The 23145-nt window shown below is 66.6% G+C and carries 19 protein-coding genes and 3 pseudogenes; 14 read left to right on the forward strand and 8 right to left on the reverse strand.

What is annotated here, in order from left to right:
- The 3 genes from ACVWY0_RS16500 to ACVWY0_RS16510 form a co-directional block, all read right to left on the reverse strand.
- On the reverse strand, nucleotides 1-395 hold a 395-nt coding region (locus ACVWY0_RS16500; RefSeq protein ID WP_485837631.1), incomplete at its 3' end, for an IS110 family transposase.
- Between the two features lie 545 nt (nucleotides 396-940).
- Complete coding sequence (locus ACVWY0_RS16505; RefSeq protein WP_485837632.1) at nucleotides 941-2386, reverse strand: TrkH family potassium uptake protein; 1446 nt, start codon at nucleotides 2384-2386, stop codon at nucleotides 941-943.
- A gap of 11 nt (nucleotides 2387-2397) precedes the next feature.
- Nucleotides 2398-4380, reverse strand: a complete 1983-nt coding sequence (locus tag ACVWY0_RS16510; protein ID WP_485837633.1) for an APC family permease — start codon at nucleotides 4378-4380, stop codon at nucleotides 2398-2400.
- A 202-nt stretch (nucleotides 4381-4582) separates the two neighbouring features.
- On the opposite strand from ACVWY0_RS16510, the gene ACVWY0_RS16515 reads away from it, so the two are divergent.
- From ACVWY0_RS16515 to ACVWY0_RS16530, 4 genes are read left to right on the forward strand one after another with little or no spacing between them, the layout of a single operon-like run.
- Nucleotides 4583-4912 (forward strand): PadR family transcriptional regulator, encoded by a 330-nt coding sequence (locus ACVWY0_RS16515; RefSeq protein WP_485837634.1) that lies wholly within the window; start codon nucleotides 4583-4585, stop codon nucleotides 4910-4912.
- Between the two features lies 1 nt (nucleotide 4913).
- Nucleotides 4914-5279 carry a DUF1048 domain-containing protein gene (locus ACVWY0_RS16520; RefSeq protein WP_485837635.1) on the forward strand — a complete coding sequence of 122 codons (366 nt, stop codon included), beginning with the start codon at nucleotides 4914-4916 and terminating at the stop codon, nucleotides 5277-5279.
- Between the two features lie 35 nt (nucleotides 5280-5314).
- Nucleotides 5315-6067 (forward strand): ABC transporter ATP-binding protein, encoded by a 753-nt coding sequence (locus tag ACVWY0_RS16525; protein ID WP_485837696.1) that lies wholly within the window; start codon nucleotides 5315-5317, stop codon nucleotides 6065-6067.
- Complete coding sequence (locus ACVWY0_RS16530) at nucleotides 6064-6825, forward strand: ABC transporter permease (RefSeq protein ID WP_485837636.1); 762 nt, start codon at nucleotides 6064-6066, stop codon at nucleotides 6823-6825. The genes ACVWY0_RS16525 and ACVWY0_RS16530 overlap by 4 nt, the downstream gene beginning before the upstream one ends.
- 38 nt (nucleotides 6826-6863) lie before the next feature.
- On the opposite strand, the gene ACVWY0_RS16535 is transcribed toward ACVWY0_RS16530, so the two are convergent.
- Nucleotides 6864-7772 (reverse strand): phosphatase PAP2 family protein, encoded by a 909-nt coding sequence (locus ACVWY0_RS16535; RefSeq protein WP_485837637.1) that lies wholly within the window; start codon nucleotides 7770-7772, stop codon nucleotides 6864-6866.
- A 210-nt stretch (nucleotides 7773-7982) separates the two neighbouring features.
- On the opposite strand from ACVWY0_RS16535, the gene ACVWY0_RS16540 reads away from it, so the two are divergent.
- Genes ACVWY0_RS16540 through ACVWY0_RS16555 form a run of 4 tightly spaced genes read left to right on the forward strand, consistent with a single transcriptional unit; the run spans nucleotide 7983 to nucleotide 12787 of the window.
- The gene (locus tag ACVWY0_RS16540; protein ID WP_485837638.1) at nucleotides 7983-9404 is read left to right on the forward strand and encodes an extracellular solute-binding protein; all 1422 of its coding nucleotides are present in this window, start codon (nucleotides 7983-7985) and stop codon (nucleotides 9402-9404) included.
- Nucleotides 9401-10366 (forward strand): carbohydrate ABC transporter permease, encoded by a 966-nt coding sequence (locus ACVWY0_RS16545; RefSeq protein WP_485837639.1) that lies wholly within the window; start codon nucleotides 9401-9403, stop codon nucleotides 10364-10366. Before ACVWY0_RS16540 ends, ACVWY0_RS16545 begins: the two co-directional genes overlap by 4 nt.
- 8 nt (nucleotides 10367-10374) lie before the next feature.
- Entirely contained in the window at nucleotides 10375-11256 is an 882-nt protein-coding gene (locus tag ACVWY0_RS16550) for a carbohydrate ABC transporter permease (RefSeq protein ID WP_485837640.1), read from the forward strand.
- 25 nt (nucleotides 11257-11281) lie between these two features.
- Nucleotides 11282-12787, forward strand: a complete 1506-nt coding sequence (locus ACVWY0_RS16555) for a glycoside hydrolase family 32 protein (RefSeq protein WP_485837641.1) — start codon at nucleotides 11282-11284, stop codon at nucleotides 12785-12787.
- 57 nt (nucleotides 12788-12844) lie between these two features.
- On the opposite strand, the gene ACVWY0_RS16560 is transcribed toward ACVWY0_RS16555, so the two are convergent.
- Nucleotides 12845-13930 carry a LacI family DNA-binding transcriptional regulator gene (locus ACVWY0_RS16560; RefSeq protein WP_485837642.1) on the reverse strand — a complete coding sequence of 362 codons (1086 nt, stop codon included), beginning with the start codon at nucleotides 13928-13930 and terminating at the stop codon, nucleotides 12845-12847.
- 152 nt (nucleotides 13931-14082) lie between these two features.
- Nucleotides 14083-15273, reverse strand: coding sequence for an MFS transporter (locus ACVWY0_RS16565; RefSeq protein WP_485837643.1), 1191 nt, complete (start codon nucleotides 15271-15273; stop codon nucleotides 14083-14085).
- A gap of 134 nt (nucleotides 15274-15407) precedes the next feature.
- Here ACVWY0_RS16565 and ACVWY0_RS16570 point away from each other — a divergent pair.
- The 3 pseudogenes from ACVWY0_RS16570 to ACVWY0_RS16580 form a co-directional block, all read left to right on the forward strand.
- A pseudogene (locus tag ACVWY0_RS16570) lies at nucleotides 15408-16373 on the forward strand (ISAzo13 family transposase); the annotation flags it as partial.
- Between the two features lie 214 nt (nucleotides 16374-16587).
- A pseudogene (locus tag ACVWY0_RS16575) lies at nucleotides 16588-17831 on the forward strand (IS110 family RNA-guided transposase).
- 64 nt (nucleotides 17832-17895) lie between these two features.
- Nucleotides 17896-18192, forward strand: a pseudogene (locus ACVWY0_RS16580) (ISAzo13-like element transposase-related protein); the annotation flags it as partial.
- Between the two features lie 72 nt (nucleotides 18193-18264).
- On the opposite strand, the gene ACVWY0_RS16585 reads toward ACVWY0_RS16580, so the two are convergent.
- A complete protein-coding gene (locus ACVWY0_RS16585) occupies nucleotides 18265-18771 on the reverse strand; it encodes an SRPBCC family protein (protein WP_485837644.1) in 507 nt (168 codons plus the stop codon).
- A 13-nt stretch (nucleotides 18772-18784) separates the two neighbouring features.
- A complete protein-coding gene (locus ACVWY0_RS16590) occupies nucleotides 18785-19117 on the reverse strand; it encodes an ArsR/SmtB family transcription factor (RefSeq protein WP_485837645.1) in 333 nt (110 codons plus the stop codon).
- Between the two features lie 189 nt (nucleotides 19118-19306).
- Here ACVWY0_RS16590 and ACVWY0_RS16595 point away from each other — a divergent pair, with 189 nt between their 5' ends.
- From ACVWY0_RS16595 to ACVWY0_RS16605, 3 genes are all read left to right on the forward strand, one after another.
- Nucleotides 19307-19708, forward strand: a complete 402-nt coding sequence (locus ACVWY0_RS16595) for an Hpt domain-containing protein (RefSeq protein WP_485837646.1) — start codon at nucleotides 19307-19309, stop codon at nucleotides 19706-19708.
- Between the two features lie 167 nt (nucleotides 19709-19875).
- Nucleotides 19876-20880, forward strand: a complete 1005-nt coding sequence (locus ACVWY0_RS16600) for an o-succinylbenzoate synthase (protein WP_485837647.1) — start codon at nucleotides 19876-19878, stop codon at nucleotides 20878-20880.
- A 157-nt stretch (nucleotides 20881-21037) separates the two neighbouring features.
- Entirely contained in the window at nucleotides 21038-23119 is a 2082-nt protein-coding gene (locus tag ACVWY0_RS16605; RefSeq protein WP_485837648.1) for a PhoX family protein, read from the forward strand.
- Nucleotides 23120-23145 lie beyond the last annotated feature (26 nt).

Consider the following 23145-nt stretch of genomic DNA (forward strand, 5'->3'; position numbering starts at 1 on the left):
TGCTCGTCGGCGACCACGATGGAGCGTAGGGTGTGCGGAAGGGACCGGGCGGCTTCGGCAATTATTGCCGCGTCTCGGGCGTCCGTTTTGGCCTCACCGGGGTGCAGGTCCGCGATGCGCCGCATCGCGAGCCCCGGCAGGTAGCCGACCATGATGCCTTCCGCCTGGGCCACGGCGACGGGCAGGGCGCCGATGGTGGAGGGCTGGTCGACGACCAACAGCACGCGTCCCTTGCCCGCTACGGCCTTAATGATGGAGCGTAATTTGGCCTCGTCCTGGGGCAGCGCCCGGTCGAGGATCTTCTTGCCCTGGCGGTCGATGGCGACCGCGTGGTGATTGCTCTTGCCGACGTCAACACCGATGAAGATGTCGACGAGTTCATGGTCCTTGATCAACGCAAACCTCCCAGAATTTGTGTCCGTCAAATCTGTTGGCATGTCCTGGCGGCGGCAAGGCTCGGCATCCACGTTACGGCTGACCTACGCGGTGTTTCATTGCGCTGGTCCGGTCCCCATTAGCGATTCCCTGGCGCCTATCGAATCCCGGTGACAACACCCCCCGGATCATTGATGACTGGGGGACTAAACCATGCCGGGACCGACAGGCCAACAACCCCAATTCTTACTCGTTAAGGGGGCTACTAAGAAGGTAACGGGGGGAGATCTTCGTCTTCAACGACTACCAGGACAAGGGGCTGTTCCTGGCCATCACCGCCGCCGACCTCGCCCGGGCAGCTGCCGCTGCTCGACGCCCTGCTGTGTGCCTTCCTGGCCGGTCCGTGGGTGGGCCGCAACGTCATCCATTACCAGATCGCCGGCGGTCTGATGGCGATCGGGGTGGTGCTCGCCTGTAACGGTTCCCGACGGCGGTTGGGCGCGTTCAGCGCCTTGGCGAGTCCCGCCGTCGTACTTTTCAAAGCGTCCGACGACGGCGGCTGGCGCTAACCGATGATGGGGCGTTCCTCCGGAAGGCTGTAAAGGCGGGGCCGGGAGGACAAAGCCAGCGCGGACGCGACCGTCACTGTGCCGATTCTGCCGAGGAACATCAGGGCCATAAGCACCCATTCTGCCGACGGCGGGAGGTTGTAGGTGATACCGGTGCTCATCCCGACGGTGGCGAACGCGGAGATGGATTCGAACAGCACCTTCTCCAGGCTGTAGTCGGTCACCATCAGCAGCGCCAGCGTGCCGGCCACCACCGCTGCCACCCCGAGCAGCGCCACGGACAGGGCCTGGCGCTGGGACGAGGCGCTGATGGAACGGTGGGCAATGGTCACCTCATCCCGGCCGCGGACCTCGTTCCAGATGGAGAAACCGAGTACCAGGAACGTTGTGATCTTGATGCCGCCCGCGGTGCCGGCGCTGCCGCCGCCAATGAACATCAGGATGTTCGTGACCATGAGCGTCTCCGGTGATGCCGCGCCGTAGTCGATGCTGTTGAAGCCGGCAGTGCGGGGGAAGACTCCGCCAGCTAGGGAACCCAGCAGCTTCCCGGTCAGCGACAGCCCGCCGAGTGTTTCGTCCCTGTTCCATTCGAAGGCGGCGAAAAGCGTGATGCCAAGCACCAGGAGCACCAGCGTGCCGTAGATGGTCAGGCGGAGGTGGACGCTCCAGTTCTCGGCCTTGACGTTTCCCCGGAGCAGTTGGATGATCACCGGGAATCCTAGGCCGCCTCCGATGATCGCCAGGCAGATGGGGACGATGATCCAGGGATCCTCGGCGAAGCCGATGAGGTTGTCGCTGTAGAGCGCGAACCCGGCGTTGTTGAACGACGAGACGGCGTGGAACACACCGTGCCACAGCGCCGTGGCAGGGTTTTGGTCGTAGGCCAGCCAGAAGCGTCCGGTCAGCACCGCGGCGGTGGCTGCTTCAATGACCACCATGAGCCTGGCCACCCGGAACAGCACGGCGCTGACGTCGCCCAGGTTGAGCGTGTGCGTTTCGGACTGCGCCACGAGTTGGCCGCGGAGGCCGATGCTTTTCCGGACCAGCAGGGCCAGGAGGGTCGCCAGCGTCATGATGCCGAACCCGCCGACCTGGATCAGTCCCAGAACCACGGTCTGCCCGAAGGGGGTCCAGTACGTGGCCGTGTCCACGGTGATCAGCCCGGTAACGCAGACAGCCGACACGGAGGTGAACAGGGCGGCCATCAGAGGGTCGGCTCCGGGGTCGCTGCCGGTCCGGGCAACGGGCAGCATCAGCAGGGCTGCTCCCAGGAGGATGACGGCCAGGAACGCCAGGGGCACCGTCCGGACGGGGTGTGAGAGGGCCCGCCGGATGGCGCTCTCCTTGCGGGCCCTGGCCGTTTTGTCTGTTTTGGCTGCCTTGCCTGTCCATCGCCCCGGGACAGGTCCCTTCACCCCGGCGGTGTCGCCACGTGCGGTCATTGGACTGCCCGTCAGCCCACGTGGATGCTGGGGCGGCGGCTGGGATCCGGTTCGTTTTCCCTGATGATTTCGCGGACCACGGGGGCGGTGTCGCCCCGTCCCAGCAGCAGGTAACGCATGAGGTGGGCCAAGGGGTTGCCTTCAGCCCACTCGAAGTACGCGTGCGGCCGGACACCGGTGGCGTCGCGGAGGGCCAGCAGGATGGCGGCGATGGCGTTGGGTGCGGCCGGGCTTTCGGCGCGGAGCACACGGTGTCCGTCCACTTCGATTCCGCGTACCTCAAGGACGTCGCTGAATCCCGAGGGGTCGGTGACCTCGATTTCAAGGAAGATCACATCGGCGGTTCCGGGCACGGGGTTGTTCTCCCGCTGCTCGGCTTCCTTCTCACGGTATTCTGCGGCATCGCGGGCCTGCGGGCGGTTCGCGATCAGGTTGATCCGCCCGTCAAAGTCGAGCGTGTCGGTGATGAAGCGGCGGGCTTCGTCGTCGAATTCGATTTTGTGGACCCGGAGTTCGGTGGTGCGGCTGACCCGGGAGACGAGCGAGACCACAATGATGCCCAGGATGAAGAAGCCGGATATTGCGAGGCCGTCCGGCTTGGCGATGACGTTGGCCCCCAGCGCGTAGAGCAGGATCAGGGTCAGGATGGTGAAGCCGACGGCGGCGCGCCGCCTCTTGCTGCGGGCGGCGGAGATGCTGACCGCAACGGCGCCGGAGACCATCATGGCCAGGATGCCGGTGGCGTACGCGCCGGCCTGGGCGTTGACGTCGGCGTTGAAGCCGATGGTGATCAGGATGCTGATGGCGGTGTACACCAGCACCACCGGGCGCACGGCCCGGGACCAGTCCGGGGCCATGCCGTAAGAGGGAAGGTAGCGGGGAACGATGTTTATCAGCCCTGCCATGGCGGAGGCGCCGGCGAACCACAGGATCAGGATGCTGCTGACGTCGTAGACCGAGCCGAAGCCGTTGCCGAGCAGCTCGTGGGCCAGGTAGGCCAGGGCGCGGCCGTTGGCCTCGCCGCCTGCCTGGAAGGCCTCGGCGGGGATCAGCACCGTCGTCACGAAACTGCTGCCCAGAAGGTACAAGCTCATGATCAGGGCGGCGGTGGTGAGGAGTTTCCGGGTGTTGCGGACACGGGCGGCCAGGCGTTCCTCGGCGGTGGCGCCGTTGGCCGCGACCAGTGGCATCATGCTGACGCCCGTTTCGAAACCGGACAGGCCCAGGACCAGCAGCGGGAAGGCGAGCAGGGCGGGTCCGGCGATGTCGCCGAAGCCGGTCCCGGAGGAGGTGAGCGCCGCGGTCCAGTCAGCCATGGCACCGGGCTGGGTGACGGCGTCGTACAGTCCCACTCCGATGATGACGGCGTTCAGCACAAGGAAGATGGCGACGAGGGGAATGGCGACGGCCACCGCTTCGGAGAAGCCGAGCAGGAACACGCCGCCCAGAATAAGCAGGAGCACCACCGTGATGAGTACTGCCTGACCCTCCAGGAAGTGCGGCAGGTAGGGGTTTTCGAGCATGTGGACGGTGGCGTCGGCGGCGGAGAGGGTGATGGTGATGATCCAGGAGGTGGCTACGAAGCCGAGCAGGATGAGCACAAAGATCTTGCCGCGCCAGAACGGCAGGAGCTTTTCCAGCATGGCCACCGATCCCTGGCCGTGCGGGCTTTCGTGCGCCACCCTCCGGTACATCGGCAGCATGCCCAGCAGGGTCAGGCCGACTATCAGCAGGGTGGCCAGCGGCGAGAGTGCACCGGCGGCGAGGGCGGCGATGCCGGGCAGGTAGGAGAGGGTGGAAAAGTAGTCCACCCCGGTGAGGCACATGACCTTCCACCAGCTCTGGGTGGGGGCGTGGTCCTCAGCAGTTTCCGGGCCCACCGGCTGGGGGACCGTGTGTTCGAGCAGCCACCGGGTGAGCCGGGTTCCGGGTCCGCCATCGCGTTCGGGGTTGGGAACGCTGGCAGGAATGGAGAAGCGGGTGGGTGCAGTCAACGGGTTGCTTTCTGTATCCCGCGCAGGCGGGATTGGGGTGAATAACCAACGGAGCGTAGCACCGGGCCAAGGGCCCTTTGCCGGAAAACCCGCGATCTTAACGCATCCTTAACGCCGCCAGCGCTGGTGTATGAGGGGCTTGCGCATCCGCTACTTAGCGCTACTAGTAGCTAGTAATACTGAGTAGTGGAGGAGGTGTCCGATGGGCAAGCAGATGACGGAGATGCTCAAAGGCACACTGGAGGGCATCGTTCTTGCCCTCCTGACCGGGAACCCGGCGTACGGGTACGAAATCACCACGCTGCTCCGGGCGCAGGGGTTCCCCGACATCGCTGAGGGCACCGTGTACGCGCTGCTCGTCAGGATCGAGCAGAAAGGCCTGGTGGACGTCGAGAAGCGGCCGTCCGAGAAGGGCCCGCCCCGCAAGGTGTACACGCTCAACGCTCAGGGCACGAAGGAACTGGACGATTTCTGGAACACATGGAGCTTCCTGTCCGAACGGCTTGAACAGCTCCGCAAGGGAGGAAAGTGATATGGCAGCGAAGTGGATCGAGCTGGTGACCGGCTCGCTCGAGCAGAAGAAGCAGTACAAGCAGGCCAAGGCGCGGCTGGATGCCCTGCCTGAGCCCTACCTCACCGTGGCGAACGCCTTCAACCGGTACTTCATGTACTACGGCGGGGTCACCGAGGGGGACACGATGGTGCAGATGTTCACGGACCTCGCGGACCTGTGGGAACGCGCCGCCATCGACGGCACGCCCGTGGGCGAGATCGTCGGCGACGATCCCATCGAGTTCGCCGAGAGCTTCGCCCAGGCATACGGCGGAAAGCGGTGGATCGACAAGGAACGGGCCCGTCTCAACGAGGCGGTCGACAAAGCAAAGGGGATGGGGTCGTGACCAGGACCGGCGGACCCGCGATCCGTGTGCAGAACATGGAGAAGTCCTACCAGGACCGGCACGTCCTGCGCGGTGTGGACTTCGAGGTGGCCCCGGGCAGCGTCTTCGCCCTCCTCGGCTCGAACGGAGCGGGAAAGACCACCATGGTGAAAATCCTGTCGACGCTGCTGAGGGCAGATGCCGGCACAGCCACGGTGTATGGATTCGACATCGCGACGGAAGCCCTTCAGGTTCGGGAGTCCATCAGCCTGACCGGGCAGTTCGCCGCCGTGGACGAAATCCTCTCAGGCCGGGAAAACCTGGTGCTGGTTGCCAGGTTGCGGCATCTGAAAGCCCCCGGCCAGGTGGCCGGTGATCTTCTGGCGCGCTTCAACCTCACCGATGCAGGCTCTCGAAAGGTGGCCACATATTCCGGCGGCATGCGCCGCCGCCTGGACATCGCCATGAGCCTGATCGGGGAGCCGAAGGTGATCTTCCTCGATGAACCGACCACTGGGCTCGACCCCGAAGGACGCAACGACGTGTGGCAGGTCGTCAAGGATCTCGCCAATCAGGGCACCACTGTTCTGCTCACGACGCAGTATCTCGAGGAGGCTGAGCAACTCGCGGACCGGATCGCCATTCTTCACGAAGGGCGCATCATCGCAAACGGCACTCTCGCCGAGCTGAAGCAGCTCCTTCCGCCGGCGAAGGTGGAATACGTCGAAAAGCAGCCGAGCCTGGAGGACGTCTTCCTCGCACTTGTGGGTAACGGCGGCAAGGTCGAGTCAGGTAAGGACCAGTCGTGAGCACACACTTTTTCGGAGACACGGCCGTCCTGCTGGGCCGCTCCATGCGCCACATCTTCCGCAGCGTGGACACCATCATCACCACCGCGATCACGCCGATCGCCCTTATGCTGCTGTTCGTGTACGTCTTCGGCGGCGCCATCAGCACGGGCACCGACAGCTACGTCAATTACCTGCTGCCGGGAATCATGCTGATCGCGATCGCGTCTGGCATTGCGTACACCGCCGTTCGTTTGTTCACCGATATGCAGAGCGGCATCTTCGAACGGTTCCAGTCCATGCCGATCGCACGATCATCTGTGCTGTGGGCCCATGTCCTGACGTCGCTGGTCGCCAACGGGCTCTCGCTGGTGATCATTGTGCTGGTAGCCCTCCTCATGGGAGGGCGCACATCGGCAAGTCTCCTGGCATGGCTCGCCGTGGCCGGAATCCTGGCGCTGTTCACCCTGGCACTCACCTGGCTGGCAATCATTGCCGGCCTTTCAGCGAAGTCGGTGGACGGCGCCGGCGGATTCTCCTACCCGCTGATCTTCCTGCCGTTCATCAGCTCGGCCTTCGTCCCGACGGAGACCATGCCGGGTCCGGTTCGATGGTTCGCCGAGAATCAGCCGGTCACGTCGATCGTCAACACCATCCAGGATCTGTTTGCCCAGCAACCGGTGGGCAACGACATCTGGATCGCACTGGCATGGTGCGTCGGCATCCTCGTCATCGCCTACGGGTTCGCCATGGCCGCCTACCGGCGCAGGATCACCTAAGGCGCCACCCCGCCGTCGTCCGACGGCGGCTGGCGCGCTCAGCGCGTTGGTGAGTCCCGCCGTCGTGCGGCATAGGCGAACAGGGACGTGGTGGCCACGGTGGCCAGGTACCCGGCGATCACGATGAGCGAGATCCCGGCCCAGAAGTAGTTGGTGGTGCTCCCCTCCTGGAGGGGGCCCGGGGCGATCTTGGCCAGCGAATACACCGCCACCCCCGCGGAAGCCAGCCCGATCACCACCGGCAGCGTGAGCCAGATTTTCGCCGAGCCCACGTGCCTGCCGAAGCCGTCCCACGCGTTCCACCCGGCGCCAGTCCGCATGATCAGCCAGCCGGCGGGGATCATAAACGCGCCCACCAGGAGGAAGGCGGCGACGACGTCGGCCGGGCGGTGCCACTGGTTGATCAGGGTGGAGACTCCCGAGGCGATGGCGAACGTGCCGCCCACAAACCCGGCCATCGGACGCCACCGCGGCGAGGCCATCAGGAACACCGCCGCCGCAGCCGACGCGGCCAGCGTGGTGTGACCGGACGGCAGCGAGTTCAGCTCCAGCGTCACCACACCCTTGTCCGGGCGGGCGGGCAGCACTTCCTTCAGGACCTGCGTGGCGATATTCGCGCCGATGCACGCGGTGACTGCAATCCCGGCAGCTGACCACCGCCGTCGGATCACCGTGACAAACAGAACCACGACGGCGGCCACCACCAGCGAGATGGTGGGCAGCCAGTCCAGGAACTCGGTGGCTGCCTTGCCCGCGGGCCCATGGATGTCCACGGCTTCAACCAGCGCGGACTCATCGATGAACTGGCCCGTGGTGGTCTGGACGAAGTAGTAGTAGGTGGCAATCAGGCCGACGACGCAGGCGAGCCAGGCGAACGCGAACATAAAGCCGGAGCCCGGGGTGGGGCGGGCCGGGGTCCGCGGCGGTGCCTGGCGTGGAATGGTCATCGGTTAAGGGTGTCACAGAAAACTGGGAGGACCCGCAGGGCTGCCTCGCGGCCCGCACCCAAGTAGGTAGCGCTATCTGTCGTTTTGCGGGGTCTAAACGACAGATAGCGCTACCTAGTTGGGCGGGGTCGCGGCAACCCGAATGTGACACTTGACACGTGTTAGGTCGGCGCCATAAGCTACCTCACACGTGTTAGGAAGGAAGTTGACATGACCGGTGCCACAACTGGCCGCCTGCGTGAAATCACACGCCGGACCGCCCTGGGTGCCTTGGGAGCAGGAATTGTGGGAGCAACGGTGGCATCGTGGCCCCGGCTCTCCGGATCCGATATTCCCGGGCGGGGCGACAACAGCCTCAGCATTGCCATCATGGGTACAGCCGCCGATGCCGCCGCGCGCCAGCGTGCCATCGACGCGTTCACCCGCCTCCACCCGGACATCCGGGTCAAGGTCCAGGCCATCCAGGCCGTGGACTGGAAAGACTTCTTCACCAAGATCCTCACCATGGTGGCCGCGGGCACCCCGCCCGACGTCGTCTACGTCGCCACCGAGGGCGCGCAGCTGTTCGCGGACAAGCTGGCCCATCCGCTGGACGAATACCTGCGCCGCGATGCCGCGGACATGGCCGAGTTCTTCGCCGACGTCCACCCCAGCCTTGTGGAGGCCTTCATGTATAAGGGCAGCCTCTTCCAGCTCCCCATGGACTGGAACGCCGCCAACATGTACTACAACACCACCGCCTTCGCCCAGGCCGGGCTGGACCGCCCGGCGGACGACTGGACCAACGTGGACTTCCGCAACAACCTCGCCGCGATGCGCAAGGCCCGGCCGTCCGACTTCACCCCGTACTACTGGACCAACCGGCTCTTCGGCGGCGTAGTGCCCTGGCTCTATGCCAACGACACCAGCTTCCTGAAGGAGACCCGGTCCACCGGCGGGGACTGGCTCTGGGACTCCTTCTACGCCAACGATCCCACCCGAAACCTGCGCTCCGGCGGTTACCAGTGGCTGGAACCCAACGCCGACGACCCCCGTGTGTTCGAGACCTTCGACTACCTCCGCGGCCTGGTCAAGGACGGCCTCGGCGTCCGGCCCGAAGAAGGCGGCGGCAGTTCCCTGGTGGGGCTCTTCGCCTCCAGCCGGATCGGCACCACGCCGGCCGGCGGCTACTGGGTCCAGGGCCTGCACGAGGCCGGCATGAAGGAGAACGACTACGACGTCGCATTCTTCCCCAAGTGGCGGAGCCAGCGGCACCAGTTCGGCACGGCCGGCTACGCCATCATGAAAACCGCCAAGGACAAGGACGCCGCCTGGGAATGGATCAAGTTCAGTGCCAGCCGTGAAGCCATGGAACTGATTTTCCCCAACCCGGTCACCACCCCGGCCCGCCGCTCCATGGTCAACGAGGCGCTGTATGCCGGTAAAGGCCCGGCGCACTGGAAGGTCTTCTACGACACTCTGGACAAGTACCCCACCACCGGCCCCATCCCGGCGCCGCCCCAGCAGGCCGCCGTCGAAACGGCGCTGATGAAAAACGTCTCGCTGGCAGTCAGCGGCGATGAGCGCCAGCTCAAGCAGGCCCTCGAGTCCATGCAGCGCGATCTTGAACTGGCCCTGAGGAGGCAGTCATGAGCACCACCACCCCTCGCCGGGAGCGGCCGAAGCAGGCCGCGCAGGCCGCCAAACCGGCAACGACCGCCACCGCGCACACCGCGTCCGGCCGGCACAGCCAGCGCTGGCTTGCCTGGATCTTCCTGGCCCCCACCATCGTGGGCATGGGCTTGTTCACCCTGGTGCCCATCGCGGCGTCGGTGGTCCTGGCGTTCTTCCGCTGGGACATCATCTCCGCCCCGACGTTCGTGGGCTTCGACAACTTCGCCGAAGTGGTCCAGGACCCCACGGTCCGGGTGTCCTTCCTGAACACCATCGCGTTTGTGGTGGTGGCGGTGGCCCTCCAGCTCGGCCTGGCACTGGCGCTGGCCGTCATGGTGCAGGAGAAGATGCCGGCCTGGCTGCGGACCTTCTTCCGCTCGGCGTTCTTCTTCCCGCTGATCCTCTCCGCCGCCTCGGTGTCCATCTTCATGCGGTACCTCTTCAACGAGCAGTTCGGCGTGGTCAACTGGTTCCTGTCCCTCGCCGGCATCCCCGCGGTGCCGTGGCTGACCACCCCCGGCGGGTCCGCCGCCGTCGTGATCCTTGTCTATGTGTGGCAGAACTTCGGGTTCTCCTTCCTGCTGTTCATCGGCGGTCTGGCGTCGATCCCCGTGGAAACCTATGAGGCCGCCTCGCTGGACGGCGCCACGGGATGGCGCAAGCACGTCTACGTCACCCTGCCGCTGCTCAGCCCCACCACCCTGCTGGCGTCCGTGATGGCCATCATCAGCGCGCTCCAGGTGTTCGACCAGCCGTACGTCCTGACCCGCGGCGGGCCGGGGGACTCCACCCGCACCGCCGTGATGGTGATCTTCGAATCCGCGTTCCAGCGACTGGAATTCGGCGAGGCCTCGGCCATCGGCGTGATCCTGACCCTGATCATCATGGCCATCACCGCCGCGCAGTTCCGGCTCAGCAAACGATTCGTCTTCTACCAGTAAGGCCAGCCATGACTACCACTACAGAGCGTGTATCCACCCGCACCCCTGCCGTGCCTGCCCGGTCCCGGCGGAAGCCGAACTGGAACCTGGTCCTCCGCATTGTCCTGCTGATGATCGCGGCAGTCCTGACCCTGGGCCCGGTGATGTGGACCCTGTCCACCTCGCTGCGGTCGCCGTCGGAATCGTTCAAGCTGCCGCCGTCGTTCTTCCCCTGGAATCCGGACTTCACGTCCTACGCGCAGGTCTTCCGGCAGCTGGATATCGTCCTCCTGGTGCTGAACAGCGCCCTGGTCACCGGGCTCATCGCCGTGGGGCAGATGGTCACGGCCGCAATGGCCGGCTACGCCTTCGCCAACCTGAAGTTCCGCGGCCGCGGAGCCCTGTTCTCCATCGTGCTGGCCACCATGATGGTGCCGGTGCAGGTGACCATCGTGCCCGTGTTTATGCTGATCCGCGGCATGGGGCTTTCGGACACCCTGCTGGCGCTGATCCTGCCGGCCATCCCGACGGCGTTCGGCACCTTCCTGATGCGGCAGTACTTCATGGGGCTGCCCACCGACCTCGCGGAGGCTGCGTCGATCGACGGCGCCACACCCTGGCGGACGTTCCGTTCGGTGTACGCGCCGCTGGCCATTCCGGGGATGGCGATCGTGGGCATCCTCGCCTTCAATTTCCACTGGAACGAGTTCTTCCGCCCGCTCATCATGACCATCTCGGAGCAGAACTTCACCCTGCCGCTGGGCCTCGTCTCCCTGCAGGGCAACCTGGGCACGGGCAGCATCTCGGTGGTGCTGGCCGGCGTGGTCCTGTCCATGATCCCCGCCCTGGTGGTCTTCATCTTCGGCCAGCGCGCGCTGCAGGACGGCCTCACCGCCGGCAGCGGCAAATAACCCCAACTTCTGAGAGGCTTACTTCATGTCATCCCCGGACCTTGCCGCCGCCGACTTCGCCCGCCTGGCCGCCGCCCACCCCGACCCCGCGTTCCCGCACTTCCACCCCCGCCCCGCCCAGGGCTGGATCAACGACCCCAACGGCATCAGCCACCTCCATGGCCGGTACCACGTCTTCTTCCAGTACAACCCCGCGTCCGCCCGGCACCACAAGATCGCGTGGGGCCACATCAGCTCCGCGGACCTGGTCCGCTGGGAGGAACACCCCGTGGCGCTGCGCCCGCAGGGCGGCGGGCCGGACGAGTACGGCTGCTGGACCGGTGTGGTGACGGACGACGGCGGCGTCCCCACCGCCGCGTACTCCGGCGTCCGCGGCGACGGCGGCCACTCCCAGGTGGTCATCTCCCGCGGTTCGGCTGACCTTGTGTCCTGGACCCAGGACGGGCACGTCGCGGCGTCCATGCCGGCCGACCCCATGGTCACGGCCGTCCGCGACCCCTTCATCTTCCGCTTCAACGGCAAGCGCTACGCCATGCAGGGCGCCGGTCTGGCCTCCGGCCACGCGGCACTCCTGCTGTACACGGTGGAGGACCTGGCCGACTGGAAGTACCAGGGCATCTGGCTCACGTCGGAGAACCCTGTGGCTTCTGCCCACACGCCGGCCGAGATTTGGGAGTGCCCGCAGCTGGTGCGGGTGCCGTCCGTTTCCTCCGTTGAATCCCCGTCCGGGGACGCCACTTCTTCCGGCGACGCGTGGGTGATGATGTTCTCCCTGTGGCTGTCCGGCGACGACCACGAGCACGCCAACGGGGTAGGCCACCTCATCGGCTCCCTGGCCGAGGACCCCGCCACCGGCCTGCCGGTGTTCTCCCCGGAGGCCGGCGGAAAGTCTGACCTGGGCCGCGACTTCTACGCGCCGCAGATCGTGCAGCTACAGGACGGTGCCGGCGCCGGCGCTCCCGGTGCTCCTGTTTCTTCCTCTGCCCTTGCTGCCCTCGCGGAGCCCAAGGCCCTGCTGTGGGGCTGGGCCAATGAAGGGCCGGGACGGGACGGCCGCCGGGGGCGCAACCAGGCCGAAATCGACGCCGCGGGCTGGGCCGGAGTGCTCACCCATCCGCGTCTGCTGTCCGTGGTGGACGGTTCATTGGCGGTGGCGCCCGCGCCGGAGGTGGATGCCTACCGTGGCACGCAACTAGCTTCGCAGGCTGCCGGGAGCGTTGAGCTGCCGCCGTATGCCGAGGCTGTGGTGACCGCCCGCTCCGGTGGGCCGGGCGCGCTGGCCGCGGACGCCGTCGTCGAACTTTCCCTGGTGGCGGATGGTTCGCAGGACGCCGGGCAAGTCGTGTTCAGCGGGACAATGGCTGCGGGGGAGGAGCTGCGGGTGTTTGTGGACGCGTCGCTGGTGGAGGTGTACCGGAGCGGTTCGGTGGCCACCACACTGCGCGCCTATCCGGCGCCCGGCGAGCGGCGGGTGCTGCGGCTTCCCGAGGGTACGGCTGCGGACGTCTGGCAGCTGGAGCAGCCCCAGTAAGGGCCGACGATTCGCTGTTGGCATGTTTGCGGGTTCGCGGTGTTTGCCAGGCCGGTGTTAGGTCCGGCCGGCGGGGACCGGGCCGGTTGACTCGCGCACCACGAGCCGGCACGGGACCAGCGTCTGGGCGGGGGGGCCGTGTTCGGCGGGCGCGTCGCCGTCGTCGTAATCCTCCTCCGGCTCCTCCGACAGTTCCCGGAGGAGCCCGGTCATGGCGGCGGCGCCCATCTCCCGCAGCGGGAGGGCCATGGTGGTGAGCGCGGGGACCATGGTGGAGGCGATCCGGAATTCGTCGTCGTACCCCATGACCGAGAGGTCCTTCGGGATGGCCAGGCCCAGCCGGTTGGCCGCGAGCACCACGCCGATGGCCAGGCGGTCGTTCGCGCACACGATAGCGGTGGGCCGGTCCGGCGCAGCCACGCCGTCCAGGAGCTTCATGGCACCGTGGAACCCGGCATCGATGTCCCAGCCAGCCTCGAGGATCCGGCCCGGCCGCACCGGCAACCCGGCGGCCTCAAAGGCATCCCGATGGCCCCGGATCCGGCGCGGCGCGGCGGGTGTGACGCCGTCACCGGCAAGGAACGCGATGTCCCGGTGGCCAAGCTCCAGGAGGTGCATTGCCGCCTCCCGGCCGCCGCGGACCTCATCCGGAATGACTGCGGGAACGCCTGCCTCGGGTCGGTCATCGAAGCAGTTGGCCAGCACCGACGGCACGCGCAGCATGTTGAGCGGGACGTGCAGGGGGCGCAGGCCCACGGTGACATACATCAGCCCATCCACCTGGCGGTCCAGCAGCGTGGCCACCGCACTTTCGTCACGGGTCTCGTCCAGCTCCGTATCCATCACCACGGTGACAAAACCCTGGGACCTGGCCACGGCGTCAGCCCCGGCGATGATGTTGCCGTCGAACGGGCTGGTGACCACCTGGTCCGAGACGATCCCGATGATCCGCGACCGGCGGTTCCGCAGGCTCACGGCAATGGCGTTGGGCGTGTAGTTCAGCGTGGCCGCCGCTTCACGGATCCGGACCTGGCTCTCCTTGGCCACATTCCCGTCGCCGCGCCCGTTCAGGACCAGCGACACCGCGCTGCGGGAAACTCCGGCGAGCTTGGCGACGTCGAGTGCTGTGGCTTTGCGGTTCATGCTGGATTCCCTCCCGCGTGCGGTATTTCCTGCAGTCTACCTAACGCGTGTGAGGTGTGCCCGGACCGACCTGGGCGGGGGCGTGCGCGCCTTCCCCCAACTGAGTAGCGCTATCTGTCGTTTTGAGGGGTCAAAACGACAGATAGCGCTACCTACTTGGGCCGGGGCGGGTTCGGGAGGTGCGCTTCAGGCAGGCGCGGGACGCTGGCCGCCGCGACCAGCAGTGCCAGGGCCCCGAGACCGAACGGCAGGGCGGTGAGGGTGGCGATGCCGCCCACCAGCAGTGGCCCGCCCGCATCGCCGAGTTCCCGGCCCAGTTCCGCGGAACCCATGGTCCGGCCCATGCGCTCCGGCGGCGTGGTGTCGGCCAGATGCGCGAAGCCGAGCGGCGTGGCCAGGCCGACGCCCGCGCCAATGGCTGCCGCGGCAATGAACAGCGTGACCGGGCCCGGGGCGAGGGCGATGAGTGCGACGCCCGCGGCGGTAAGGAGGAGTCCCGCCGTCGTTCCTTTGTTATCGCTGATGCGGTGTGCGTCCCGCAGCCTGCCGATCCAGGGCTGCGTGAGCACCGACGTGATGGCCAGGACACTGACCGCGGCCGTGCCGGCAACCGGGCCAAGGCCGTGCCGCGTGGCGAGGGCGGGAATGAATCCGATCGCCGCGCCGAGCGCACCGGTGGAGGCCGCCAGCACCAGCGTCGGTACCAGGAAGCGCCGCTCAGTGACCTGGCGGGCGAGATCGAGCACTGTGTAGCGCTGCCGGGGGAGCGGCGGCAGATGGGGAACGGACACCAGCACCCACACGGCGGTGGCCGCCGCCAGCACCGAGAGGGCCCCGAACAGCAGGGCAAACCCGCCCGCGAGGATCAGGCCCGCCCCCAGCAGCGGACCGATGACGTACCCCAGGCTCTTCCACGAACCGTACCGGCCGAAGTAGGTCCCGGCCTTCTTGCCTCCCGCCAGCCGCGCAACCATCGCGGACGACGCCGGCGAGAACGCCGAAGCCGCTGCGCCCTGCCCCAGCCGCGCGAGTCCAAGCATCAGCGGATTCGCCGCCCAGAGGCCGATCAGCGACAGCACCGCGAAGGCCAGGAGGCCGCCGACTATGACGGGTTTGGTTCCGATCCGGTCGCTCAGGGCGCCGAAGACGGGCTTGAGGAAAACCTCGGACACGTCATAGAGGGCCAGCAGGATGCCCAGGTTGAGCAGCGTCAGGCCGATGTTCTCGCTCTGCGCGCCCATGCCGGCGGCGATGCTGTGGGCGCCGAACGCGGTGACGAAGCCAGCCGCGTACAGGGGGACGGCGGACGCCCGGGCGTTCACCACCTGCGCCGGGGCGCTCACTCGTGCACTTCGAGACAGGGCGGCTGCTTTGGGGAAATCACACCGCAAAGCGTAGCAACAGCCGAACTGAGTAGCGCTAAGGGATCGCCCATAAATAAGTGCTTAAAATAGGTTTCTGGGGGAAACAATGGTGTATGCCCATTTCCGCTGAAACCGTCGAATCCCTGCGCGCGAAGTTCGCGACGATCCTGCCCCACCTCGATGAGCGAACCACGCGTTTGCTGTTGGCGGCCGAGGCCCGTTCGCTGGGCCATGGCGGGATCACGGCTGTCGCCCGCGCCTCGGACGCCGCCTTGTCTCGCGTCCAGCGGGGCGTGAACGAGTTGGAGGCCGGAACCGCCCCGCTTCAGGGTGTCCGCAAGCCCGGGGCGGGGCGCAAGACCCTGGTCGAGAAGGATCCCGGCCTGGTCCCGGCATTGCTGGAACTAGTGGAACCCACCCGCCGCGGGGACCCGGAATCGCCGCTGTCCTGGACCACGCTCTCCACCGGGAAGCTGGCCGCCGAACTCACCCAAAAGGGGCACTCGGTGGGTGCCGAAACCGTGGCGAAACTGCTCAAGGACAACGGGTTCAGCCTGCAAGCCAACGCCAAGATGCTCGAGGGCGGCCAGCACCCGGACCGCGACGCCCAATTCGCCTACCTCAATGCCCAGGCCGCCGACCACCTGGACGCAGGCCAGCCGGTCATCTCGGTGGACACCAAGAAGAAGGAACTGGTCGGGCAATACAAGAACGGCGGCGCCGAATGGCGGCCGGCCGGGGATCCCGAACAGGTCAAGGTCCACGACTTCATCGACAAGGAGCTGGGCAAGGCCAATCCCTACGGCGTCTACGACGTGGGCACCAACACCGGCTGGGTGTCGGTGGGCACCGACCACGACACCGCGGCCTTCGCCGTGAACACCATCCGCTCCTGGTGGAACACGACCGGCAAAACCACCCACCCGGGCGCCCCACGCCTGCTGGTCACCGCCGACGGGGGCGGGTCCAACGGCTACCGGACCCGGCTCTGGAAGACCGAACTCGCGGCCCTGGCCGCCGAAACCGGCTTGGACATCACCGTCTGCCACCTGCCGCCGGGAACCAGCAAGTGGAACAAGTCTGCATGACCCTTCGGGCCACCACGGAAACATGAAATACTGGGATCGGCCCGCCGGGCGCGGTTGCCGTCTCGATATTGGAGCACCTTGAGCCCGGAACAAGTCTGGCACAGGGTCCGCGGGACCTGAGATTGTCGCTGCGAGCACGAACCCCAGATTCGGTTACACCAGGTCCCTCCCCGGCGGGTCGTTTGGCCCGACGAAAGGAGGAGCCGTGGAACAGATCCACGACCGGGTCGCAGGGTTGGATGTGCACCGCGACATTGTTGCGGCATGCGTGCGGGTCACGGGGGCTCGCGGAGGGACGGTCACTCACAAGGAACGGTTCCGGACCACGACAGCAGGGTTGGCGGGGCTGGGCCGCTGGCTGGCCGGCCATCAAGTAACCCTGGTCGTCATGGGGCGACCGGGGTGTACTGGAAGCCTGTCTACTACTCGCTGGAGTCCGGTTTCGAGGTGTGGCTGTGCAACGCCTACCATGTGAAGAATGTGCCCGGCCGTAAGACGGACATGTCCGACGCAGAGTGGCTGGCCGATGTAGCCGCCCACGGCATGGTCCGTCCCAGTTTTGTACCGCCCCCGCCGATCCGGGAGTTGCGGGAGCTGACCCGGTACCGCAAGACTCAAACTGATGCCCGGGTCGCCGAGATCCAGCGTCTGGAGAAGGTGCTCCAGGACGCCGGGGTGAAGCTGACATCGGTGGCCTCCAAAGTGCTCACCCAGTCCGGGCGGCTGATGGTGGAGGCCCTCATCGACGGGCAGCGCGACCCGGCCGAGCTTGCCAATCTTGCCAAGGGCAAGCTCCGTCCGAAGATCCCCGAGCTGAGGGAAGCGCTGGATGGGCACTTCGGCGCCCATCATGCCGTGGTTGCCCGCCGCATCCTGGACCATGTCGATTACCTCGACGCCACGATCACAGCGCTGACCGAGCAGATTGATGTCCGTACCGCCCCCTATCAGGCGGCCCGGGAACTGCTCCTGCCCGTGCCCGGCTTCGACAGGCTCGTCATCGACACGGTCATTGCCGAGACGGGAGCAGACATGAGCCGGTTCCCGACTCCAGGTCATCTGGCGAAGTGGGCGGGCGTCTGCCCCGGAAATCACGAGTCAGCGGGCAAGCGTCGCCGCGTCGGCGCGACACCCGGCAACAGCTGGCTGCAGCGGGCCCTCGTTGAGGCCGCCCGGTCCGCCGCCCGTACGAAAGGAAGCTATTTCGGCGCACAGTACCGGCAGATCGCCAAGCGGCGGGGGCCCAACAAGGCCGCCGTCGCCGTCGCTCACAGCCTCTGTGACCTTATCTGGCACATGCTCAGCACCGGCGAATGCTTCCACGATCTAGGAGACGACTACTTCCAGCGCCGTCGCGATCCGGAGCGCGAGGCCCAACGCCTCGTCTCCCAACTCGAACGGCTCGGGTTCGACGTGGCCCTCACGCAACCGAAGGACACGGCCGCGTAGCCAACCGTCCCGGAAGCCGTGGAGCATTCGACGCCACGTCCCGCCGTCACGCGTGCCCGACGCTCCTCCGCCGGTCTGTATTTCACCCCAGATCGAGCACAAGCTCTTCTCCCACATCTCCATGAACTGGCGCGGGCGCCCCCTGACCAGCCACGAGGTCATCGTCAATTCCATCGCCGCGACCACCACCAAAACGGGACTCACCGTCCATGCCGAGCTGGACACCAGCATCTACCCCACCGGCGTGAAAATCCCCGACCAGGAAATGGCATCACTGGAGTCCAGCGGCACCCTCACCAGGCACGACTGGCACCCCGAATGGAACTACACCCTGAAAAAACGCGACACACCACCTAAATAATCAGCAGGCCCTAAGTGTCGTAATGGGCGCTGAAAACGACAGTTAGCGCTACTCAGTTGGGCCGGAGGAAGCTCAGGTGAGGGACGCCGCCAGCTCCTCGATGATCTCGAACTGCTCGCGCACGCCGCCTTCCATGCCGGACTGCGCAATCATGTCCCGGACTTCCTTGCTGCCCGTGTCGGTGCGGATCCGCACGGTGGTGGCGCCGCCGTCGGCCTCGTCAAAGGTGACCGTATTAAGCACGGCGCCTTCCTCGCTGTCCGGCGCGGTGCCCGGCATCTCCATGACCTCCGTGTGGACGATCCGCTCGTTGGGCACAATCGCGCGGTATATGCCGTGGAAGGCCACCTGGAATTCGGCGTGCGCCACCATGACGTACCGCCACGCGCCGCCAACGCGGAAGTCCATCGCCGCCACAGTCATCTCACCGCGCCGGCCCGGCCACCATTTCTTGACGAGTTCCGGCGTGGTCCAGGCCCGGTAAACGAGGTGCGGGGGTGCGTTGAGGGTCCGCGTGATCAGGATTTCCGTGTCGCTGGGGAACGTCACATCCATGGTGCTGCTGCTTGCCTGTGCCATTGTCCTGCTCCTTTCAGTGCTCTTCTTTGAGATCCTCCAGCACGTCCTCGAGAAGATCGAAGCGCTCCTCCCAGAGGTGCTGGTAGCTGGCCACCCAGTCGTGGATGGGCTTGAGGGCTTGCGGATTGAGCCGGTAGAGGCGCTGCCGGCCTTCGTCACGCACGACGACGGCGCCCACCTCGCGCAGCACCCGCAAGTGCCGTGACACGTGCGGCTGCGCCATGCCCAAAAGGGTCACCAGCTCGTTGACCGGGCGCTCGCCTTGAGTGAGGGCGTCCAGGATTTCCCGACGGCGGGGCTCAGCCACCGCATTGAACGTATCTGCCGTTGTTGCTGCCCGTGCCATACCGTGATCGTATACCCATATGGATATGCATTGGAAGGGACAGATAGCTCATCTGCCACGCAGTGCCGATGAGTTGAAAAGTCGAGTACCTACTACTGATGCTTTCGGCATCCGCGGCCGCATAGCGTCGTATGGGGGACCTGCGAGACGTCCATCGGTACACCGCTTCTGGGGGCAGGAAGGACAGCAATGGCGCCGGACGAGGGCAATGCCTTTCCCCTCCTGGATCCGGCTGTCCTGGACAGGCTGCGGACAGAGCTCGAGGACGATGACGGCGTGTGGAAAGTCTTCGTGCAGAACTTCATCGAACACCTGCCCCACAGGACTGAAAAGCTGCGTCTGACCCTGACCACCGGCGACCTGGCCGGTGCGATGGACGCGGTCCTCAGCCTCAAGACCTCCAGCCAGATGGTGGGCGCGGAGCGCCTGGCCGGACTTGCTATGGAGCTGGAACGGGCCCTGCGCCACGAGGGCATCGACAATGAGCCAGCCCGGGTCCTGCCCCGGCTGGCAGCGGACCGCCTGCGCCAGATCATTCGCTGCGCCCGGCAGACCACTAACATCCTGCAGAAATACCTGCACTCCGGGTGAGGCCGTGTGTGACATCCCCGGCTAGGGTTCATACCAGCCATGCCCAAACGCACCTTCCCGGATGCCACCCGGAGCTCCAGCCTATGGGCGGCCACACCAGGCGTAAACAGCGGGCCAACGCTGCCAGGGGCCAACGCGGGCCTTAGCCCTGCTTGTACAGTGAACCCATGCCCGCCGCCTTGCCTTCCCTGGACGAACTGCTCGCTTCCGCGCATGTGGTGAGCCTGCCCATGCGGGTGAGGTTCCGCGGCATCATGGAACGCGAAACACTGCTGCTGCGCGGCCCGCACGGCTGGGGCGAGTTTTGCCCGTTCCCCGAATACGCCGACGCCGAGGCCTCCCGCTGGCTCGCCGCCACGATCGAAGCCGGCTGGCACGGTTTCCCTTCGCCCGTCCGTTCGGTGATCCCCGTCAACGCCACCGTTCCCGCCGTTTCCGCGGACCGTGTGCCGGAGGTCCTGGCCCGGTTCGGCCGGGTGGACGCCGTCAAGGTCAAGGTGGCCGAGCACGGGCAGACGCTCGACGACGACGCCGCCCGGGTGGCCGCCGTCCGCGCAGCCCTGCCCGACGCCGCCATCCGCATCGACGCCAACGGCGGCTGGGACGTGCCCACCGCGGTATCGGCACTCAGGAGGCTGGCCGCCGTCGGGCTTGAATACGCCGAACAGCCGGTGCCCACCATCGAGGGGCTCGCCGAGGTACGGCGGCAGCTGCGCGCCGCCGGGACGCCGGTGCTGATCGCCGCCGACGAAAGCGTGCGCAAGGAATCCGATCCGCTTAAGGTGGCGCGGGCCGGCGCGGCCGATCTGCTGGTTGTTAAGGTCGCACCGCTCGGGGGAGTGCGGCGCGCGCTGGACATCGTGGCGCAGGCAGGGCTCCCCGCCGTCGTCAGTTCGGCGCTGGACACGTCCGTGGGCATCCGTGCGGGGCTGGCCTTGGCAGCTTCCTTGCCGGAGTTGCCCTACGCGTGCGGGCTGGGGACGGTGTCGCTGTTCACCTCGGATATCACGCTGGATCCGTTGGTGGCCGACGACGGCGCCATCCGCCTCCGCGAGGTCGCCGCCGACGCCGGGCTGCTGGAGCGGTTCGCGGCTTCCGCGGAACGCCGGGACTGGTGGCTGGCCCGGCTCGCCAGGGTCCACGCCCTCCTGGCAGCATCGACTGCTCCGTAACGGCCCTTTTGCGGGCTGAAAAGGGCGCTTACGGAGCAATCGATGGGTATCCTTGCAGGTCACCGCCGGTTAACCTGAACTTCACCCTGCAGACGGCTGTGCGTCGGAACCGGCTGACAGGGTGGCCGGGACCCGATCGTAAATTTGGAGGCACCCCTTGTCTGAAACGACAGCCCGCAAGTTCACCCTGCTGCCCATGCTCGGCCACACCAAGGGCAAGCGCAGCGCAGTCACCTGCGCCTTGAAGTGCGACAACGCCTGCGCCGGCGATGTCTGCAACACCAGCTCCAACAGCTATTTCCGGGACATCGCGTCCGCCACCATGTCCCGCCGCGCCGCCCTGGGCTTCGGCGCCGCCGGAGCGCTCGCCGTCGTACTTGGCAGCGCCATTACCTCCGCGGAACCGGCAGTTGCCGGCGGCCCCGGGCTGGCCCCCGCCGCGAAGGAGGGCTTCGCGACGTCGAAGCTGAAGTTCACGCCGATCGCTCCGGTGGATGCCGCCGTCGACGCCGTCACGGTTCCGGAAGGCTTCACCTGGCAGCCCGTGATCCGCTGGGGCGATCCCATCTTCAACGACGCCCCGCAGCTCGACCTGAACAACCAGACCGTTGCCGCCCAGGAAAAGCAGTTCGGCTACAACAACGACTACACGGACATCCTCGAGGTCCCGGGCAGTAAGGGCCGCCGCGCCGTACTCTTCGCCAACCACGAGTACACCAACGAGAACATCATGTTCCCGGCCACTATGCCTGCCGACCAGAAGCGGGCAGTGGGCCAGGCCGCGCACGGCCTCTCCGTCGTCGAGCTCGAGCGCAAGAACACCGCCAAGCCGTGGACCTACGTCAAGGGCGCCGAACTGAACCGCCGTTTCCTCAACAGCACGGTGTACGAACTGACCGGTCCGGCCGCGGGTTCCCCGCTGGTCCAGACCGCCGCGGACCCCGAAGGCCGCTTCATCAAGGGCACCCTGGGCAACTGCGCTGGCGGCACCACCCCCTGGGGCACCATCCTCTCCGGTGAGGAAAACTTCAACGGCTACTTTGTCTCCCCGGGCACGTCCGCTGAAGACAAGCGCTACGGCCTGACCTCCAAGCCCACCGCACGCGGCTGGGAACTGGACGACCCCCGCTTCGACACCCGTAATGCCGACTTCAAGAACGAGGCCAGCCGCTTCGGCTGGATCGTGGAAGTCGACCCTTTCGACCCCACCTCCACCCCGAAGAAGCACTCCTCCCTGGGCCGCTTCAAGCACGAGGGCGCCAACGTCATCATTGCCGAGTCCGGGCACGTGGTGGCGTACTCCGGCGACGACGAGCGCTTCGACTACCTGTACAAGTTCGTCTCCAAGGACAAGTACATCGAGGGTGACCGCAAGCACAACATGACCCTCCTGTCCGCGGGCAACCTGTACGTCGCCAAGTTCACAGGCAACTCACCGGCCGCTGAGATCACCGGCACCGGAGCTCTCCCCAAGGACGGTGCGTTCGATGGCATCGGCGAGTGGCTGCCCCTGGTGGTGGACGGCAAGTCTGCCGTGAAGGACATGACGGTGGAGCAGGTTCTGGTCTACACCCGCCTGGCTGCCGACAAGGTTGGCCCCACCAAGATGGACCGCTGCGAGGACGTGCAGCCCAGCCTGCACACCGGCAAGGTCTACGTGGCCTGCACCAACAACTCCAACCGCGGTGTGGGCTCGAACGAAGCAGCCACCGAGGTCAACCCCCGCAATGAAAACCGCGACGGCCACATCGTGGAAATTATCGAAACCGGCGACCAGACCTCCACCACTTTCACGTGGAACCTGCTCATGGTCTGCGGCGATCCCAAGCTGGGCGACGTCACCTACTTCTCCGGCTTCCCGGTGGACCAGGTCTCGCCCATCTCCTGCCCGGACAACCTCGCGTTCGACTCCGTGGGCAACCTGTGGATCTCCACCGACGGCGCCCCCTCCGGCATCGGCCGCGCGGACGGCCTGTTCAAGGTCACCCTCGACGGCGCCGAGCGCGGCAAGGTGGAGCAGTTCCTGGCCGTGCCGCGCGACGCAGAGACCTGCGGGCCCATCGTCCACGACGACGAGCGCACGGTGTTCGTCTCCGTCCAGCACCCGGGCGAGGACGGCACGTTCGATGCGCAGGTGTCCTTCTTCCCGGACTACGTCAAGGCAGGTACGACGCCGGCCCCCGGCCAGGTGCGCGCACCCCGCCCGTCCGTGATCCAGGTGTTCCGCGCGGACGCCTAACCCCCTCCGCTTCTTCCACGTTGCTC

It is taken from the genome of Arthrobacter sp. UYNi723 (assembly GCF_054057635.1).

What these genes read in the sequence shown, in the direction of transcription:
- ACVWY0_RS16505 (WP_485837632.1), bottom strand. Translation starts at nt 2,386, where the DNA reads ATGACCGCACGTGGCGACACCGCCGGGGTGAAGGGACCTGTCCCGGGG.
- ACVWY0_RS16515 (WP_485837634.1), top strand. Translation starts at nt 4,583, where the DNA reads ATGGGCAAGCAGATGACGGAGATGCTCAAAGGCACACTGGAGGGCATC.
- ACVWY0_RS16520 (WP_485837635.1), top strand. Translation starts at nt 4,914, where the DNA reads ATGGCAGCGAAGTGGATCGAGCTGGTGACCGGCTCGCTCGAGCAGAAG.
- ACVWY0_RS16525 (WP_485837696.1), top strand. Translation starts at nt 5,315, where the DNA reads ATGGAGAAGTCCTACCAGGACCGGCACGTCCTGCGCGGTGTGGACTTC.
- ACVWY0_RS16535 (WP_485837637.1), bottom strand. Translation starts at nt 7,772, where the DNA reads ATGACCATTCCACGCCAGGCACCGCCGCGGACCCCGGCCCGCCCCACC.
- ACVWY0_RS16540 (WP_485837638.1), top strand. Translation starts at nt 7,983, where the DNA reads ATGACCGGTGCCACAACTGGCCGCCTGCGTGAAATCACACGCCGGACC.
- ACVWY0_RS16545 (WP_485837639.1), top strand. Translation starts at nt 9,401, where the DNA reads ATGAGCACCACCACCCCTCGCCGGGAGCGGCCGAAGCAGGCCGCGCAG.
- ACVWY0_RS16550 (WP_485837640.1), top strand. Translation starts at nt 10,375, where the DNA reads ATGACTACCACTACAGAGCGTGTATCCACCCGCACCCCTGCCGTGCCT.
- ACVWY0_RS16555 (WP_485837641.1), top strand. Translation starts at nt 11,282, where the DNA reads ATGTCATCCCCGGACCTTGCCGCCGCCGACTTCGCCCGCCTGGCCGCC.
- ACVWY0_RS16560 (WP_485837642.1), bottom strand. Translation starts at nt 13,930, where the DNA reads ATGAACCGCAAAGCCACAGCACTCGACGTCGCCAAGCTCGCCGGAGTT.
- ACVWY0_RS16585 (WP_485837644.1), bottom strand. Translation starts at nt 18,771, where the DNA reads ATGGCACAGGCAAGCAGCAGCACCATGGATGTGACGTTCCCCAGCGAC.
- ACVWY0_RS16590 (WP_485837645.1), bottom strand. Translation starts at nt 19,117, where the DNA reads ATGGCACGGGCAGCAACAACGGCAGATACGTTCAATGCGGTGGCTGAG.
- ACVWY0_RS16595 (WP_485837646.1), top strand. Translation starts at nt 19,307, where the DNA reads ATGGCGCCGGACGAGGGCAATGCCTTTCCCCTCCTGGATCCGGCTGTC.
- ACVWY0_RS16600 (WP_485837647.1), top strand. Translation starts at nt 19,876, where the DNA reads ATGCCCGCCGCCTTGCCTTCCCTGGACGAACTGCTCGCTTCCGCGCAT.